Consider the following 16,401-nt stretch of genomic DNA (forward strand, 5'->3'; position numbering starts at 1 on the left):
ATACCGTGCGGCCTAAGTGAACGTTCAGGTGCTACCGGCCGACCGGGAGGTCAGGGATGACCGATAAGTATGTCTATGCGTTCGCCGAAGGCAACAAGGACCTCAAAGATCTCCTCGGCGGCAAGGGAGCCAACCTCGCCGAGATGACGAACCTCGGGCTGCCCGTGCCACCGGGCTTCACGATCACCACCGAGGCCTGCCGGGCGTACCTGCGCGACGGCAAGACCCCGGCGTCCCTGGACGCCGAGATCTCCGCGCACCTCGCCGCGCTGGAGCAGGCCATGGCGAAGAAGCTCGGCGATCCCGAGGACCCGCTGCTCGTCTCGGTCCGCTCCGGCGCCAAGTTCTCCATGCCCGGCATGATGGAGACCGTCCTCAACGTGGGCCTCACCGACGCCAGCGTGCCCGGCCTCGCCCGGCAGTCGGGCAACATCCGGTTCGCCTGGGACTCGTATCGCCGCCTGATCCAGATGTTCGGCAAGACCGTCTGCGACGTCCCGGGCGAGGCCTTCGAACAGGCCCTCGACGCGGCCAAACGAGTAAAAGGCGCGCACGCGGACGTCGACCTCGACGCCGACGATCTCCAGGCGCTCGTCGACGCGTACAAGCAGATCTTCAAGCAGCACACGGGCCGTGACTTTCCCCAGGAGCCGCGCGAGCAGATGGAGCTGGCGATCCGGGCCGTGTTCGAGTCGTGGAACGCGGAGCGCGCGATCCTGTACCGCCGTCAGGAGCGGATCCCGGGCGACCTCGGCACCGCGGTGAACGTCGTGGCGATGGTCTTCGGCAACCTCGGCGACGACTCCGGGACCGGCGTGGCCTTCACCCGCGATCCGGCGACCGGCGAGCAGGGCGTCTACGGCGACTACCTGCCGAACGCGCAGGGCGAGGACGTGGTCGCGGGCATTCGCAACACGATCCCGCTGCAGGACCTGGAGGGTCTGGACCCGACGAGCTTCACCGAGCTGATGCGGATCATGTCGGTGCTCGAAGGCCACTACAAGGATCTCTGTGACATCGAGTTCACCATCGAACGCGGCAAGCTCTGGATGCTCCAGACCCGGGTCGGCAAGCGGACGGCCGCCGCGGCCTTCATCATCGCCGGGCAGCTGGTCGACGAGGGGGTGATCGACCCGGACGAGGCGTTGCGGCGGGTCACCGGGGCGCAGCTCATGCAGCTGATGTTCCCGACCTTCGCGAAGACCGACACGCAACCGCTGGCCAAGGGCATCGCCGCGTCGCCGGGCGCGGCCGTCGGCAAGGCGGTCTTCGACTCCGCCCGCGCCGCCGAGCGTGCGGCGACCGGGGACAAGGTCATCCTCGTCCGGCGGGAGACCAATCCCGACGACCTGCCCGGCATGATCGCCGCCGCCGGCATCCTGACAAGCCGCGGCGGCAAGACGAGCCACGCCGCCGTCGTCGCCCGGGGCATGGGGCGTACCTGTGTCTGCGGGGCGGAGGCGCTCGACGTCACCGACGACAGCTTCAAGGTCGGCACCACGACCGTCCGCGAGGGCGACGTCATCTCCATCGACGGCACCACCGGCAAGGTCTACCTCGGCGAGATCCCGGTCGAGCCCAGCCCGGTCGTGCAGTATTTCGAAGGGGATGCAGCGCACTCGGTCCCCGCTCGATCCGGCGTCAGCCGGGAGGACGGCGGACTGAATGCTTCTGGTGACACAGCACAGAGTCCGCTGGTGCGGGCGGTCGATCGGGCATTGCGGCACGCGGACGAAATGCGTCGCCTCGCAGTCTGGACGAACGCCGACAACGCCGCGGACGCCGGCCGCGCCCGCCGCTTCGGCGCGCAGGGCATCGGCCTGTGCCGGACCGAGCACATGTTCCTCGGCGACCGCCGGGAACTGGTCGAGGCGCTCATCCTCGCATCCACTTCGGACGAACAAGAGCAGGCGCTCGCCGCGTTGCTTCCGTTGCAGCGCGCGGACTTCGCCGAGATCCTCCAGGCGATGAACGGACTGCCGGTCACCGTCCGGCTCATCGACCCGCCGCTGCACGAGTTCCTGCCGTCGCTGGAGGAGCTGGCGGTCAAGGACGCTCAGGGGCGGCTCGGCTCACGCGAGAAGGAACTGCTTGCAGCAGTGCGCCGTACTCACGAGGAGAACCCCATGCTCGGGCTCCGCGGCGTACGGCTCGGCCTGGTGATCCCCGGCCTGTTCGCGATGCAGGTCCGCGCGATCGCCGAGGCCGCGCGCCAGGTCAAGCAGGCCGGTGGCGACCCCCGGCCCGAGGTCATGGTCCCGCTGGTCGGCGCGGTTCAGGAGCTCGAAGCGGTACGCACCCAGGCGCTGGACGTCATCCGGGACGTCGATCCGGGCGTACCGGTGCCGATCGGCACCATGATCGAGGTGCCGCGGGCGGCGCTCACCGCCGGTGAGATCGCCGGGTCGGCCGAGTTCTTCTCGTTCGGCACCAACGACTTGACCCAGATGGGCTGGGGCTTCTCCCGGGACGACGTCGAGAGCGCGTTCTTCGGCCGCTACCTGGAACTGGGCATCTTCGGGGTGTCGCCGTTCGAGACCCTCGACGCCGACGGCATCGGCCGCCTCGTCCGGATCGCCGTGGAGGAAGGCCGCGCGGCCCGCCCGGACCTGCAGATCGGCGTCTGCGGGGAACACGGGGGCGACCCCGATTCGGTGCACTTCTTCGACAGCGCCGGGCTGGACTACGTTTCGTGCTCGCCGTTCCGCGTACCGGTGGCACGGTTGGAAGCCGGCCGCGCGGCCCTGGAGGTGGGGGGTTCGGACACCCGGTGATGCCTTGCCGACTCTATGTTGGCGACGCCGGTCCACGTAGCCTGTATGGATGGGACTGCGGTGGTATGGCGTGGTTGTCGACGCGGCCGATCCGGCCCGGCTGGGCCGCTGGTGGGCCGAGGTGCTCGGCTACCCGATCCTCGACGAGCGTAACGGCGAGCTGACGATCGGGCCCGACATCGACATGCCGTGTCTCCATTTCACCCCGGCCCACAAGGGCAAGTCCGGGAAGAACCGGCTGCATCTGGACCTCGTCCCGGACGACCAGGACGCCCAGGTCGAGCGCCTGATCGACATGGGCGCCCGGCAGGTCGACATCGGTCAGGGCCAGGTCAGCTGGGTCGTGCTCGCGGACCCGGAAGGCAACGAGTTCTGCGTCATGCGGGAGAAGGCCGGAGAGTAGTGACCGCCCAGGAGATCGACGCCGAGCGCTGGATCGCCGAGGTCCGCAAGGACACCGGCGAGGAGCGGAACGCGTTCGAGCGGGACCGGGCCCGGGTGCTGCACTCGGCGGCGTTCCGCCGGCTGGCGGCCAAGACCCAGGTGCACACCGCCGGGTCGGACGACTTTCTGCGTACGCGGCTGACGCACTCGCTGGAGGTCGCTCAGATCGCTCGTGAGATGGGGGAGCGGCTCGGCTGCGATCCCGACGTGACCGACGTCGCCGGGCTGGCCCACGACCTCGGGCACCCGCCGTTCGGGCACAACGGCGAGGACGCGCTCGACGAGGTCGCCGCGGCCTGCGGCGGATTCGAGGGCAACGCCCAGACGCTGCGCGTACTGACCCGGCTGGAGGCGAAGATCCCGGGCGCGGGACTCAACCTGACCCGGGCCTCCCTCGACGCGACCTGCAAATACCCGTGGCCCCGGCGGCCGGGCAGCCGCAAATTCGGGGTGTACGCCGACGACGCGGCGGTCTTCGCCTGGCTGCGTACGTCTGCCCCCGACCCCGACCGGCGCTGCCTGGAGGCGCAGGTCATGGACTGGGCCGACGACGTGGCGTACTCGGTGCACGACGTCGAGGACGGGATCTTCTCCGGCTTCGTCCAGGTCGGCCTGCTCGTCGACGACGCCGACGAGCAAGCCGCCCTCTGCGCCGACGTGGCGGCGATCTACTCCGACGAACCGGCCGACGTCCTCCGGGAGGCGCTGGCCGAACTGCTCGCCGACCCCGTGCTGGCCCGGCTCTCGGCGTACGACGGCACCCATCGGGGGCAGGCGCTGCTCAAGGACAGCACCTCCGTGCTCACCGGGCGCTTCGTGGCCGCCGCGGTGACGGCCACGCGGGAGGCGTACCCGGGGAAGTCGAGCCGCTATGACGCGGACCTGATCGTGCCCCGCTCGGCCCGGATCCGGTGTGCCCTGCTGAAGGGCATAGCGCTGCGTTACGTGATGCGGCGGCGCGGCATGGAACCCTGGTACGCCCGCCAGCGCGAGATCCTCGCCGACCTCGTGCGGGTGCTGAGCGAACGCGCGCCGACCGAGCTGGACCCGGTCTTCGCTCCACTCTGGAAGGACGCGCCCGACGACGCGGCCCGGCTGCGCGTGATCGTCGACCAGGTGGCCTCGCTCACCGACCCGGCCGCCGTCGCCTGGCACGCCCGCCTCCTCGCCCCCTAACCCTCCCACCCTCACCCCCCCTGCTTTCGGCGCGATCATGAACTAATGGTCGTGATCAGCCGGTGTGTCGTGTCCTGGGGACCCTGATCGACTCCGCGCCGGCATGATCGATTCGAGCCCGGACCGGCGGTCTCGGGCGTGGTGAACGTCGTCGGTGGCTCGCCCTAGGATGTGGGTATGGCCGGACGGATCCGCGACGAGGACATCGCGCTAGTGCGTGAGCGCACCTCCGTCGTCGACGTGATCTCCGAGCACGTGACGTTGAAGGGCTCGGGTGGGCGCAACCTGAAGGGGTTGTGCCCGTTCCATGACGAGAAGACCCCTTCGTTCACCGTGGCCGGCGACCGTAATGTCTACTTCTGCCACGGTTGTGGCAAGGGCGGCGACGCGATCAACTTCGTCATGGAGATCGACCACCTGCGGTTCACCGAGGCGGTCGAGAAGCTGGCCGCCCGCGCCGGCATCCAGCTGCGCTACATCGAGGGCGGCTCGGCGCCGGTCCGCCAGCAGCACGGCCAGCGGCAGCGGCTGATCGCCGCGCACGCCGCGGCGGCGAAGTTCTACGCGGAGCAGCTGATGACCCCGGGCGCCCGCATCGCCCGGGAGTTCCTCGCTCAGCGGGGCTTCGACCGGGGCGCCGCCGAGACCTACGGCTGCGGCTTCGCCCCCGATTCGTGGGACGCGCTGACCAAGCACTTGCGGCAACTCGGCTTCACCGCCGAGGAGCTGACCGTCGGCGGGCTGGCCAAGCCGGCCCGGTCGGGCAGCCTCATCGACCGGTTCCGCCGCCGGTTGATCTGGCCCATCCGGGAGACCGGCGGCGACGTCATCGGGTTCGGCGCGCGGAAGCTGTTCGACGACGACGACGGCCCCAAATACCTGAACACCCCGGAGACCCCGCTCTACAAGAAGTCGACCGTGCTCTACGGCATCGACCTCGCCAAGCGGGAGATCGGCAAGCGCGGCCAGGCGGTCGTGGTCGAGGGCTACACCGATGTGATGGCCTGCCACCTGGCCGGAGTGCCGACGGCGGTGGCGACCTGCGGGACGGCCTTCGGCTCCGAGCACATCTCGGTGCTGCGCCGGATGCTCATGGACACCGACACGTTCAAGGGCGAGATCATCTTCACCTTCGACGGCGACGCCGCCGGGCAGAAGGCCGCGCTCCGCGCGTTCGCCGACGACCAGCGGTTCGTCGGGCAGACCTTCATCGCGGTCGGGCCGGACGGGATGGACCCCTGCGAGCTGCGGCTGGATCGCGGCGACACGGCCGTCCGCGACCTGGTGGCCAGCCGGGAGCGCCTGGTCTCGTTCGTTCTGCGTACGACGATCGCGGGGTTCGACCTCGACTCCGCCGAAGGCCGGGTGGGTGCGCTCCGGGCGACCGCCCCGCTGGTGGCGCAGATCAAGGACCGGTCGCTGCGCCCGGAATACGGCCGCATCCTCGCGGGCAAGCTCGGCATGGAGGTCGAGGTCGTCCAGCGCGCGGTGAACGCGTCCGTCAAGGGCCAGCCGGTCGACGCCCGCCCGCCCCGGCCGCGTACCAGTCCGGACGATCCGCAGATCCTGGTCGAGCGGGAGGCGCTCAAGCTCGCCATCCAGGTTCCGGCGCTGGCCGGGCCGGTCTTCGACAACGCCGAGGCCGACTGCTACTCCGACCCGCAGCACGTGCAGATCCGGCTGGCCATCGCGGCCGCCGGCGGCGCGGTGCGCGGGGTGTCCGGGCCGAACTGGATCGCCGCGATCACCGACGGCTGCGGTGACCTGATGGCGCAGTCGCTGGTGAACCAGCTCGCCGTGGAGGAGCTGCGCTATGACGGCGACGCCGATCCGCACTACGTGACGGTGACCCTCGCCCGGCTCCAGCTCGCGGCGGTCGACCGGCGGGTGCACAACGTCAAGTCCAAGCTCCAGCGGATCAATCCGGTCACGCAGAAGGACGAGTACTTCGGGCTGTTCAGCGACCTCGTGTCGCTGGAGACCACCGCTCGCGCCCTGCGCGACCAAGCATCGAGTGGGTTGTGATGGCGTTCTGGTCGCGGCGGATGCTGCCGAAGGCGTACCGGGAGTTGTTCTCCTCAGGCGAGCGGACCCTGGCCTGGGCCGCGCGGCCCGAGGGCGGTCTGGTCGTGGCCACCAACCTCGGGCTGTGGGTCGATCGGGCCCGCATCGGGTGGCACGAGATCACCAAGGCGGTGTGGGACGGCTCGACCCTGGTCGTCACGGTCAGCGAAGTCGTCGACGACACCGCGGATCCCGTGGTCGTCGCGGACTCCGCGCACCTGAAGCTGGTGCTGATCGACCCTGGTCATCTACCTCACCAGGTACGCCTCCGGGTGACCGGCTCGATCGTCAGCTCCGAGGAGCAGCCGGACGGCTCTCGCCTGGTCGGCCGGCGGATGCCGGGCGTCGACGGGGTCGCCTGGACGCGCTGGCTGTCCGCTCGCCCCTGAAGGTCTTGGCCGAAGGTGTCCCCCGGAGCAGGGGGAAGGCTCCGGGGGACGTTGGGTGTGAGGCTTAGTAGACGTGGACGCCGTACACGGACAGCGGTTCGGTCACGGGCTGGAAGAACGTCGTCCCACCCGAGGTGCAGTTGCCACTGCCGCCGGAGGTGAGGCCGAGCGCGATGCTGCCCGCGAAGAGCGAACCGCCGCTGTCGCCGCCTTCAGCGCAGACCGTGGTCCGGATGAGGCCGGTGACGGTGCCCTCGGCGTAGTTGACGGTCGCGTTCGTCGCCGTGACGCTGCCGCTGCGTACGCCGGTCGTGCTGCCGCTGCGCCGGACCGCCTGGCCGACGGAGGCGTTGCCCGCCGCCGTGATGTCCTGGCTGCCGCTGTATAGGTACACCGAACCGGGGTGGTTGGTGTAGCTCGTGGCGTAGCGCACGATGCCGTAGTCGTTGCCCGGGAAACTGGTCCCGGACCGGGTGCCGAGCAGCGTCGTCTTCGCCGAGTTGGCGTACCAGCTGCTGGCGATGTTGGTGCAGTGCCCGGCGGTGAGGAAGTAGTAGTTCCCGGCCGAGTCCTGCACGTTGAAGCCGAGCGAGCACCGGTACTGACCACCGTAGATGGCCTGGCCACCCGCGATCGTCTTGTGCAGCGCACCGGACAGGTACTCCACGCGTACGGCGTCGCCGTGGCGGGCGATGGCCGAGGTGACCTTGGCGAGCGCCTTGCCCGTGACGGTCGGGTCGATCGAGACGACGACCTGGCCGGTGGCGGGGTCGGTGGCCCACGCCGTCCCGGCTACCGCCGCGGTCGCGTCGAGGTCCGAGGTGACGGCGGCCAGCGCGGCCGAACCGTGCCGGACCAGTTGGGCGACGCCGCCGGATGCGCGTACCTGGGCGGCGGCCGCGGCGTCGGTGACGCTCACGACGCTCTTACCGGTGACCTGGTCGATGTACGCGCCGGCGCTGCGCGCACCCAGTCCGGTGGCGAGGGCTTCGGCGCGATCGGGGCCGAAAGCCTGGCTCGGTGGGGCGGCGTACGCCGACGGCGCGACGGCCAGGGCGAAGAGCAGGGCGGTTACCCCGCTCGCCAGGGCTGCCCGTCGGGTGGGGTGCCTGGAATTGATCACGATGACCTCCTGGGGGTCGGAGTTCGGTGATGCTCGATATTCTCATTCATCTGTTTGGAGGGCAAGGCATCCGGAGAAAGTCGTCGATGAATTCACGAAAAGACGGCAGCTCGTGGCCGTTCGGTCGGTAATCCGGTTCCGAATGTCAGACCCGGCGACTAGGGTCGGGCCGTGACTGATCAGTCTCTGATTCGTGCCCGCGGCCTGGTGAAACGCTTCGGCGACTTCACCGCGGTGGACGGCATCGACCTCGACGTCGCACCGGGTGAGGCCTTCGGCTTCCTCGGGCCGAACGGCGCCGGGAAGAGCTCGACGATGCGGATGATCGGCTGTGTCTCGACGCCGACCGCCGGTGAGCTGAGCATCCTCGGCCTGGACCCGGTCAAGGACGGCACCCGCATCCGCAGCCGCCTCGGCGTCTGCCCCCAGATGGACAACCTCGATCCCGACCTCACCGTCCGGGAGAACCTCACGACCTACGCCCGCTACTTCGGGATCTCCCGGGCGGCCGCCCGTGCGCGAGCCCTGGAGCTGCTGGAGTTCGTCCAGCTGGCCGACCGGGCCGAGAGCAAGGTCGAACCGCTGTCCGGCGGGATGAAGCGCCGCCTGACGATCGCCCGCGCGATGGTCAACGAACCCGAGCTGGTGCTGCTCGACGAGCCCACCACCGGTCTCGACCCACAGGCGCGGCACCTGCTCTGGGAGCGGCTGTTCCGGCTGAAGCAGCAGGGCGTGACGCTGGTGCTCACCACGCACTACATGGACGAGGCGGAACAGCTCTGCGACCGCCTCGTGGTGATGGACGCGGGCAAGATCGTGGCCGAGGGGTCGCCCCGGGCGCTCATCGAGACCTACTCCACCCGTGAGGTGGTCGAGCTGCGGTTCGGCGAGAGCCCGCTCGAAGGTTTCCGTGACAAGCTCGTGGGCATCGGCGAGCGCATCGACGTCCTGCCCGACCGCGTCCTGCTCTACGCCGACGACGGCGACGGCGCGATCAACGAGGTGCACCGGCGGGAGCTGGCACCGAGCGGCGTGCTGGTGCGGCGGTCCACCTTGGAGGACGTCTTCCTGCACCTGACCGGCCGGACGCTGGTGGACTGACGATGGCCCATCCGATGCTGGCCACGCTGGAGCGGGAGCTGACCCTCTACCGCCGCCTCTGGCAGGCCTCCGTGTTCTCCTCGTTCCTGCTGCCGTTGCTGTTCGTGCTGAGCATCGGCGTCGGCGTGGGCAGCTATGTCAACGCCAACGGCGGGCTGGGCGGCGTCGACTACCTGAGCTACATCGCCCCGGGCGTCGTCATCACCACCGCCTTCCAGATCGGCATCGGCGAGTCCACCTACCCGGTGCTCGGCGGGTTCAAGTGGACCCGGTCCTACCAGGCGATGCGGTCCGCGCCGGTGGAGCCGCAGCACATGGTCGGCGGCCACCTGCTCTACCTGATGTTCCGCGGGGTCATCGCCACGATCGCGTTCCTGATCATCGTGGGAGCGTTCGGCGCGATGCACTCCTGGTGGGCTCCGATGACCATCGTGATCGCCGCGATCGTCACCGTCGCGGTCGCCGGTCCGGTGACGGCCTTCGCCGCCTCGATCGAGAACGACAACTACTTCGCGCTGCTGTTCCGGTTCGGGGTCATCCCGGCGACGTTGTTCTCCGGCGTCTTCTTCCCGGTCGACCAGCTGCCCGCGCTGGTTCGTCCGTTGGCATACGCATCTCCGCTGTGGCATGGCGTCGTGCTGTCCCGGGAGGCGACCCTCGGCTGGCCGACACCGTGGCCGATCTGGATCCACGTCGGCTACCTGATCGTCTGGACGGCGATCGGCGTGGCCCTGGCGGTCTGGCGTTTCCGCAAGCGGCTGGAGGACTGAAGCGATGGTCACGACACTCGTCGCCGCGGCGGTCACCCGGCCCGGCGTCGCGCCGGTGCGGGTCGGCGCCGTGGTCAACCGCAACATGGGCGCGCTGCGCTCGGGCGCGTCCTACTGGCTGGTGCTCATCTCCGGCTTCTTCGAGCCGGTGTTCTACCTGCTGTCGATCGGCATCGGCGTCGGCGCACTGGTCGGCGACATCACGCTGATCGACGGGCAGGTCCTGCCCTACGCGACGTTCGTCGCCCCGGCGATGCTGGCGACGTCGGCGATGAACGGGGCCATGGCCGAGACCACGTTCAACTTCTTCTTCAAGTTCAAGTACGCCAAGACCTACGACGCCGTCCTCGCCACTCCGGTGCGGCCGGTGGAGATCGCGCTCGGTGAGCTGGTCTGGGCAATGATGCGGGGCTCGGTCTACACGGCGGTGTTCCTCGGCGTGATGGTCGTGATGAAGTTGACGACGATCGGCTGGGCGCTGGCCGCGTTCCCCGCGACCATCCTGGTCGGATTCGCGTTCGGCGCGGTCGGCATGATCTTCACGACGATGATGCGCGGCTGGCAGGACTTCGACCTGATGGCGACCGCTCAGTTCGCGCTGTTCCTGTTCTCGGCGACGTTCGCGCCGATCCAGAACTACCCGGTCGTGTTCCAGTGGATCATCCAGCTGACGCCGCTCTACCACGCCGTGGAGATGGTCCGGGACATCACGACCGGCCACCCCGACTGGGGGACGGCGGTGCACGCGCTCTACCTCGTCGTGATGATGGCGGTCGGGCTGTACTTCACCGGACGCCGTCTGGAGAGGATGCTCCTCAAGTAGCCGAGCCGCCGATGCGGCAGCCGAGCCCAGGGAACAACCGGCCGAGCCCACGGAACGACCGGCCGAGCCGACGGCACAAGCGGCGGAGCCCGGGGAACAAGCAGCGTAGCCGCCGAAACGAGCAGCCGAGCCGGCGAGACGCTGAGGACGGACCGGCCCGTGACAGCACCTGGCCGGACGGGCTACAACGAGTGGGCGGGCCTGCGATAACGTCGTCGTTGGCACGGCGAACTGTCGTTGATCCGACAGAAGACGGCGCCCGGCGTACGCGAGCATAAGATCTAGGGACCGGACGAACTAGACGATCCGAAATGGACGTTCAGTTGCGTTCCGGCCGCTCGCGACGGGTCCTGGGGGTGGCTGATGCGGTTGCAGCATCGGGACGGCCAGACGGTCCACCTCGCCTACGGCACGAACGTACGGCCGGCCACCGATCTCCGGAGCATTCTCGCTCAGCTGGATTCGGACGCCGTACCGGTGCGCAAGTTGCTGGGCGTCGACGTGCTCGGCCTCGGGCTGTGGCTCGCCGCCCCGGTGGCGTCCGCGCTCGCGGCCTCCTTCTCGATGCGCCGACGGCTGCGTTCCGAGCTTTCCCTGCGTGGCCTGGAAGTAGTGACCCTCAACGGGTTCCCCTACCGAGACCCGGCCGGGCCCCACGAAAGCCCGCCGCGAGGCGGCGTTCCCCCAGCAGCGGAGCCGGCCGACGCCGGCTCTTCGCGTAGCCGCCTCAGTCCGGCCAAGCGAGCCGTCTACCGGCCGGACTGGACTCAGCGAGAGCGCCTGGAATACACCTTGGACCTGGCCCGCGTGCTGTGCGACCTCATGCCGGACGACGCCGAGCGCGGCTCGGTCTCCACCGTGCCGGTCGCCTGGCGGGAACCGTGGGACTCCGACCGCGCCGACCGCGCCGACCGGCTGCTGGAGGACCTGGCCGACGGACTGGCCGAGATCACCTGGCACACCGGGCGGCTGGTCCGGGTCGGCTTCGAGCCCGAGCCGGGTTGCCTCATCGAGACGAGTGCCCAGGCGATCGAGCACCTCTCCGACGTCGACCCGACCTTCCTCGGGATCTGCCTCGACCTCGCCCACCTCGCATGCGCGTGGGAGTCACCGGCCGACGCCGTGCAAGCCCTGCGGGAACATCGGCTGCAGATCGTGAAGGTGCAGGTCTCGGCCGCGCTCGTCGCCCCGGATCCGACGGCCGCGTGGCCTGTCCTCGAGAGCTTCGCCGAACCCCGGTTCCCCCATCCGACGCGGACGCCGTCCGGCGCTGGAACCGATGATCTCCCCGAAGCCCTCGACGCTGACCTGACCGGTCCGTTGCGCGTACACGTGCATGTGCCCTTGCACTCGCGGCCGCCCGCGCCGCTGACGACGACCCTGCCCGTCGCGCGGGCGGCGTTGGCCGAACTCTTCGCGGGGCCTGAGGCGCTCACGGACCACGTGGAAGTGGAGACCGCGACCTGGGCCTATCGGCTGCCCGCCGGCGAGCACAGCGAGGACGCGGCGGCCGAGGTGGAGTTCGCGCACGCGGAACTGGGCGAGCTAGGGCTGCGCGGCCCGGCGCAAGCGCCGGACCGCGCGTCGCGGGCGCCTCGCCGAGCGGCGGACGACCCGCAGGTGACCCACTGCTGAGTCAGCTCGCCAGTCGGCTCTGCGCGTTGGCGAGCTTCCGGTTGGCCTTGTCTGCCGTCGTCTCGATCTTGTCGGCGGTCAGGCCCACCTTGTCCCGAGCGGTGTCCACGAGTCTGCCCGTCTGCGCCTGCACGACGCCGGCGGCCTCCTGAACGGTCGGGTTCTCCCAGATCTGCTTGGCGGTACGCGCGATCTGGTCGTAGGTCTCCCGACCCGCGCGGGCGCCGAGCACATAGCCGACGGCGAGGCCGGCGACGAACCACATCTTGCCCATTGGTGTGCTCCCTCCTCCAACTCCCGTAGACCATGCCCGCTTTTGCCCCCGAGTACACCTTCATCCGGATGACTGATCTCGCCGAGCACTGGTCGTCTGGGAAAATTGTCTCCTTTGACCGCTCTGGAAGGCCAGGCGACCCGCCCGTACGGGAGACACGGACGCGGCATGACATACCCGCTCGCGCGGTGGCCGGTGGGTTGTGTACTCTTGTGCAGTCGCCAGGGCGAGAGGAGATCCTCACCGCCCTGACCTGCGATCCCCGATAGCTCAATTGGCAGAGCAGCCGGCTGTTAACCGGCAGGTTCTTGGTTCGAGTCCAAGTCGGGGAGCCAGTTGGATCACGAAGCCGGTCGGTTCGCCGACCGGCTTTCTCGTCTTATTCCGCCGTTGTGGTCGCCCGACCCCTCTCCAGCAGGTTCAGTAGGGGAGGAAGGGGGAATCACCATGACCCAGACGATGGACGCCGATGCGCCCGTCCTTGAGAAAGTCCGCGAGGTAATCGATCACGCCAAGGCCGATCAGGTCTTCGGCGCGCCGATCTCGGAGAACGGCGTGACCATCCTGCCCGCGGCCAAGATGCGCGGTGGCGGTGGGGGAGGCGGCGGCACCGGACCCGAAGACCAGGGCAAAGGCAGCGGCGGTGGGGTCGGCGTATCGGCGAAGGCGCTCGGCGTCTTCGTCGTCCGAGAGGGCCAGGTCAGCTGGCGACCGGCCGTCGACGTCACCAAGATCGTGCTCGGCGGGCAGGTGGTGCTGATCACGGCCCTCCTGGTCGCTCGCGCGCTGATCGGCTCCCGGCGCCAGCGGTAAGCCGGGCGTCAGGGGTAGGCGCAGGCTGCTTTGCTCGCGGCGGCGTACTCGGCGGTGCTGAGCGTCGCCGACTGCGCCGCGCCCGGATAGCGCCTGGCATCGATCAACCCGGTCGGCCCGCCGCCGCCGAAACAGGCGGCGGCGGCCACCACGACCTGCTCGCCCGGCGTCATGGACACCGACGTCGTGAACTTCTCGGTCAGCCCGAGCGGACGCCAGGCGCCGGTCGAGCGGCGTACGGCGAACCCGACGATCTCCAGGTTGTGACCGCTCGCGGTGGCCTTCAGCCCGCCGGGCTTCGCGCTGTCGGCCGAGAGCACGAGCGCGATGCCGTCCGGCACCGGCCGGCCCTTCGCGCAGGCGACCGGGGTCAACGCGGCCGGCGGGTTGCCGTGCACCAACGCGGACGGGACGACCTTGCCGTCCGGCAACACGAACCAGCGAACGTCGGGCGTACCGCCGGTGGCGTCGTGCACCCGTTGTCCCACACAGAAACCGGTGAAGCCGAGCGTGCATCCACTCGGGACGGTGGAGAGCACGGGATCGGCGAGTGAGGCGGCTGCGCGTACCGGTGCGCCCTTGCCGTAGGTCACGGCCGTGAAGGTGCGATGCGACGGCATGGCCGGGCAGCCGTTCGCGTCGGCCTTCGGCGCCGGGTCGCCGAGCACCAGGACGATCGTGGTCGCCGCCACGATCAGGGCCAGCGCGCCGCCGGCCAGGATCGGCCACCGCAAGCTCCTCCGCCTGCCGGGCGCTGCGATGGGCCCTTCGTCCGGCCCCGCGTCGAGATCCGTGCCGGGTTCCGGATCAGGCTCCGCGATCTCGCGGTCCAACTGCTCCCAGCGGCGCCGCCAGGCCTCGACGTCGCCACCGCAGGCCCCCACGTACGCGAGGACGACGTCCAGCGACGGTTTGCGGAGTCCGGCCGCCGCCTCGGAAAGCGTGGTGGGACTGTAGCCCGCCGTTCTGGCCAGCGAGCGATAGGTCGGATTGCCCGCCTCGATCCGGACCTTGCGAAGGTCGTACGCGAAGGACTGGAGCGGGCCGGCGAAGGGATCGACAGGATTCTCCTGACGCGCCACGACATCCTCCCAGCGTTCGGAAGGGATCATCGTGCCGAGCCGCGAGCCTGTCGTCAAGCCGATGAGCAGCGCACTGTGGATAACCCGAGGACTATCCACAGTGCACTCACTTGGTTACGGACAGGTGCCGCCGGGCTTCGTCAGCCCAGGACCCGGACGACCGAGGCGTGCGAGCCGTACACCGAGGTCTGATGCACGCTCGACGAACCCCGCGGCGGCGCGGCCTCCAGCATCTGGTTGTTGCCGAGGTAGATCGCCACGTGGACGCTCACCCCGCCGGAGAACCAGAAGATGAGGTCGCCCGGCTTACGCTGGCTGTACGGCAGGATCCGGCCGGATCCCCACTGGCTGCCGGTGTTCGGGCCGATGTCGACGCCCGCCCCGACCCAGTACGCGTACAGCGTGTAACCGGAGCAGTCGAAGCCGTAGCGGTTGTAGTCGATGTGACCACCTGGGCTGGGCGAGCTGATGCCGCACGAGGGCCCGCCCTTGCCGCCGCCGCCCCACGAGTAGGACAGGCCCTTGCCCGTCATGGCCTTGGCCGCGGCGATGACCCGGGCGACCTTCTGCGCGGCGGTGCCGGCCGTCGAACCCTTCGCGCCGCCGATCCGGCCGTGCCCGTCCCGGCAGTCGCCGTAGTGCGAGCCCGTGCCGGTGCTCGTCGACGGCCCGCCGGTCGGCTTGTCGTCGTCGCAGCGCGCCAAGTCCGACACGAAGCCGTCGGTGCCCGTCTTCAGGTAGTAGTCGGCGACCCACAGCCCGTCGCTCGTCTTGTCCCAGATGTAGGACCCGTACGCGTATGCGCCGTACGCCTGGCAGACGACGCGCACCTTGCTGCCGGACGCGTACGTCTTGACCTCGGCCGACGACGTCGACTTCGACTTGCGTCCGGCGAGGTCCACCTTGGCTGGGAAGGTCGTGCCACCGGTCGCGGCGGCCGTCGGGCTGGGCGACGCCACCGGTGTGCCCGCACACTTCGGTACGCCCGGCGTGAAGTTGTCGAAGCCGGTCTTCAGGTAGTGGTCGGCGACCCAGAGGTTGTCGACCGTCTTGTCCCAGATGTTCGAGCCGTAGGCGTTGGCCCCGATCGTCTGGCAGGTGATGTAGACGGTGCTGCCCGCGGCGTACGTCTTGACCTCCTTGGCCGAGACGGACTTGGCGTCCCGCCCGGCGAGGTCCACGGAGGCCTTGAAGCCGAATCGCGCGGGCGCCGTGTCGGTGCAGCGGGCGATCCCGGGCGCGAAGTTCTTCTCGGTGCCCGTCTTCACGTACGCGTCGGGGACGTAGACCCCGTCGTCGGTCTTGTCCCAGATGGTCGACCCGTACGCGACGGAGCCGGCGATCTGGCAGACGATGACGACCTTCTCGCCCTTGCGGTACATGTTCTCCTCGACCACCCGGGCGGTGAGCGACGGCCCGGCCCGGCCGTTGAGATCGGCGGTCGCCGGGTACGCCTTGCCGCTCTGGGCGAGGTCGGTGCAGCGGGCGACGCCGGGGGCGAAGCCGTCGGCGCCCGTCTTGACGTACGCGTCCGGCACGTAGACGCCGTCGGACGTGCGATCCCAGATCGCCGACCCGTACGCCATGTCGCCGCGGTCCTGGCAGACGACCTTGATGGTCGCGCCCGCCTTGTACATGTCCTTCTTGACGACGTTGGCGTCCATCGAGGCGCCGTCGCGTCCGTTCAGCGTCTCCTTGGCGGTGAACGAGACCGCCGAATGCGTCGCGGCGGCGGCCTTGCCCTCGGCCACGAAGGTCATGTCGGCGGCGGCCTCGTCGGCCACCGCGCTCGGTTCGGCCGAGGTGGGGGTGAAGGTCGCCGGGTCCCCGCCCGATCTCAGCGCGACCGCCGTGCCGACGGCCACCGCGAGAACGGCGGCGGAACCGATGAGGAACCAGGGTTTCTTGAGCACATTTGCCACGCGTCGTTTGT

Annotated in this window: 14 protein-coding genes and 1 tRNA gene; 11 read left to right on the forward strand and 4 right to left on the reverse strand. The window is 69.7% G+C overall.

All coding sequences use genetic code 11. The annotated features are described in order from the left end of the window. The first annotated feature begins 56 nt into the window (after positions 1-56). The 5 genes from ppdK (at position 57) to HDA40_RS30150 (ending at position 6,847) form a co-directional block, all read left to right on the forward strand. Positions 57-2,774 (forward strand): pyruvate, phosphate dikinase, encoded by a 2,718-nt coding sequence (gene ppdK, locus HDA40_RS30130; RefSeq protein ID WP_253761181.1) that lies wholly within the window; start codon positions 57-59, stop codon positions 2,772-2,774. A gap of 49 nt (positions 2,775-2,823) precedes the next feature. After that, on the forward strand, positions 2,824-3,177 hold the full coding sequence (locus HDA40_RS30135; RefSeq protein ID WP_253761182.1) for a VOC family protein: 354 nt from the start codon (positions 2,824-2,826) through the stop codon (positions 3,175-3,177). Next, positions 3,177-4,394 carry a deoxyguanosinetriphosphate triphosphohydrolase gene (locus HDA40_RS30140; RefSeq protein WP_253761183.1) on the forward strand — a complete coding sequence of 406 codons (1,218 nt, stop codon included), beginning with the start codon at positions 3,177-3,179 and terminating at the stop codon, positions 4,392-4,394. Before HDA40_RS30135 ends, HDA40_RS30140 begins: the two co-directional genes overlap by 1 nt. Positions 4,395-4,571: 177 nt before the next feature. Beyond that, positions 4,572-6,419, forward strand: a complete 1,848-nt coding sequence (gene dnaG, locus HDA40_RS30145) for a DNA primase (RefSeq protein WP_253761184.1) — start codon at positions 4,572-4,574, stop codon at positions 6,417-6,419. Further along, positions 6,419-6,847 (forward strand): hypothetical protein, encoded by a 429-nt coding sequence (locus HDA40_RS30150; RefSeq protein WP_253761185.1) that lies wholly within the window; start codon positions 6,419-6,421, stop codon positions 6,845-6,847. Before dnaG ends, HDA40_RS30150 begins: the two co-directional genes overlap by 1 nt. A 64-nt stretch (positions 6,848-6,911) precedes the next feature. Here the strand turns inward: HDA40_RS30150 and HDA40_RS30155 are convergent, their stop codons facing one another. Continuing rightward, positions 6,912-7,970 (reverse strand): S1 family peptidase, encoded by a 1,059-nt coding sequence (locus HDA40_RS30155; RefSeq protein WP_253761186.1) that lies wholly within the window; start codon positions 7,968-7,970, stop codon positions 6,912-6,914. Positions 7,971-8,141: 171 nt separating this feature from the next. Between HDA40_RS30155 and HDA40_RS30160 the strand changes: the two genes are divergently transcribed. From HDA40_RS30160 to HDA40_RS30175, 4 genes are all read left to right on the forward strand, one after another. Continuing rightward, positions 8,142-9,071, forward strand: a complete 930-nt coding sequence (locus tag HDA40_RS30160) for an ABC transporter ATP-binding protein (protein ID WP_253761187.1) — start codon at positions 8,142-8,144, stop codon at positions 9,069-9,071. A gap of 2 nt (positions 9,072-9,073) precedes the next feature. Further along, positions 9,074-9,841 carry an ABC transporter permease gene (locus HDA40_RS30165; RefSeq protein WP_253761188.1) on the forward strand — a complete coding sequence of 256 codons (768 nt, stop codon included), beginning with the start codon at positions 9,074-9,076 and terminating at the stop codon, positions 9,839-9,841. Between the two features lie 4 nt (positions 9,842-9,845). Then, on the forward strand, positions 9,846-10,664 hold the full coding sequence (locus HDA40_RS30170; protein ID WP_253761189.1) for an ABC transporter permease: 819 nt from the start codon (positions 9,846-9,848) through the stop codon (positions 10,662-10,664). A 363-nt stretch (positions 10,665-11,027) separates the two neighbouring features. Beyond that, positions 11,028-12,299: a TIM barrel protein gene (locus tag HDA40_RS30175; RefSeq protein WP_253761190.1), complete on the forward strand. Its 1,272-nt coding sequence runs from the start codon at positions 11,028-11,030 to the stop codon at positions 12,297-12,299. Position 12,300: 1 nt separating this feature from the next. On the opposite strand, the gene HDA40_RS30180 is transcribed toward HDA40_RS30175, so the two are convergent. Then, on the reverse strand, positions 12,301-12,573 hold the full coding sequence (locus HDA40_RS30180; protein WP_253761191.1) for a YtxH domain-containing protein: 273 nt from the start codon (positions 12,571-12,573) through the stop codon (positions 12,301-12,303). Between the two features lie 259 nt (positions 12,574-12,832). Here HDA40_RS30180 and HDA40_RS30185 point away from each other — a divergent pair. Beyond that, positions 12,833-12,908: transfer RNA gene (locus HDA40_RS30185), tRNA-Asn, on the forward strand. A 112-nt stretch (positions 12,909-13,020) separates the two neighbouring features. After that, a complete protein-coding gene (locus tag HDA40_RS30190) occupies positions 13,021-13,386 on the forward strand; it encodes a spore germination protein GerW family protein (protein WP_253761192.1) in 366 nt (121 codons plus the stop codon). 8 nt (positions 13,387-13,394) lie between these two features. Here the strand turns inward: HDA40_RS30190 and HDA40_RS30195 are convergent, their stop codons facing one another. Both HDA40_RS30195 and HDA40_RS42275 read right to left on the reverse strand, forming a co-directional pair. Further along, on the reverse strand, positions 13,395-14,468 hold the full coding sequence (locus HDA40_RS30195; protein WP_253761193.1) for a helix-turn-helix domain-containing protein: 1,074 nt from the start codon (positions 14,466-14,468) through the stop codon (positions 13,395-13,397). 140 nt (positions 14,469-14,608) lie between these two features. Beyond that, positions 14,609-16,390: an NlpC/P60 family protein gene (locus HDA40_RS42275; RefSeq protein ID WP_253761194.1), complete on the reverse strand. Its 1,782-nt coding sequence runs from the start codon at positions 16,388-16,390 to the stop codon at positions 14,609-14,611. Between the last annotated feature and the right edge of the window lie 11 nt (positions 16,391-16,401).

Origin of the sequence: Hamadaea flava (assembly GCF_024172085.1) — a bacterium.
In the GTDB taxonomy this organism is placed as follows: domain Bacteria; phylum Actinomycetota; class Actinomycetes; order Mycobacteriales; family Micromonosporaceae; genus Hamadaea; species Hamadaea flava.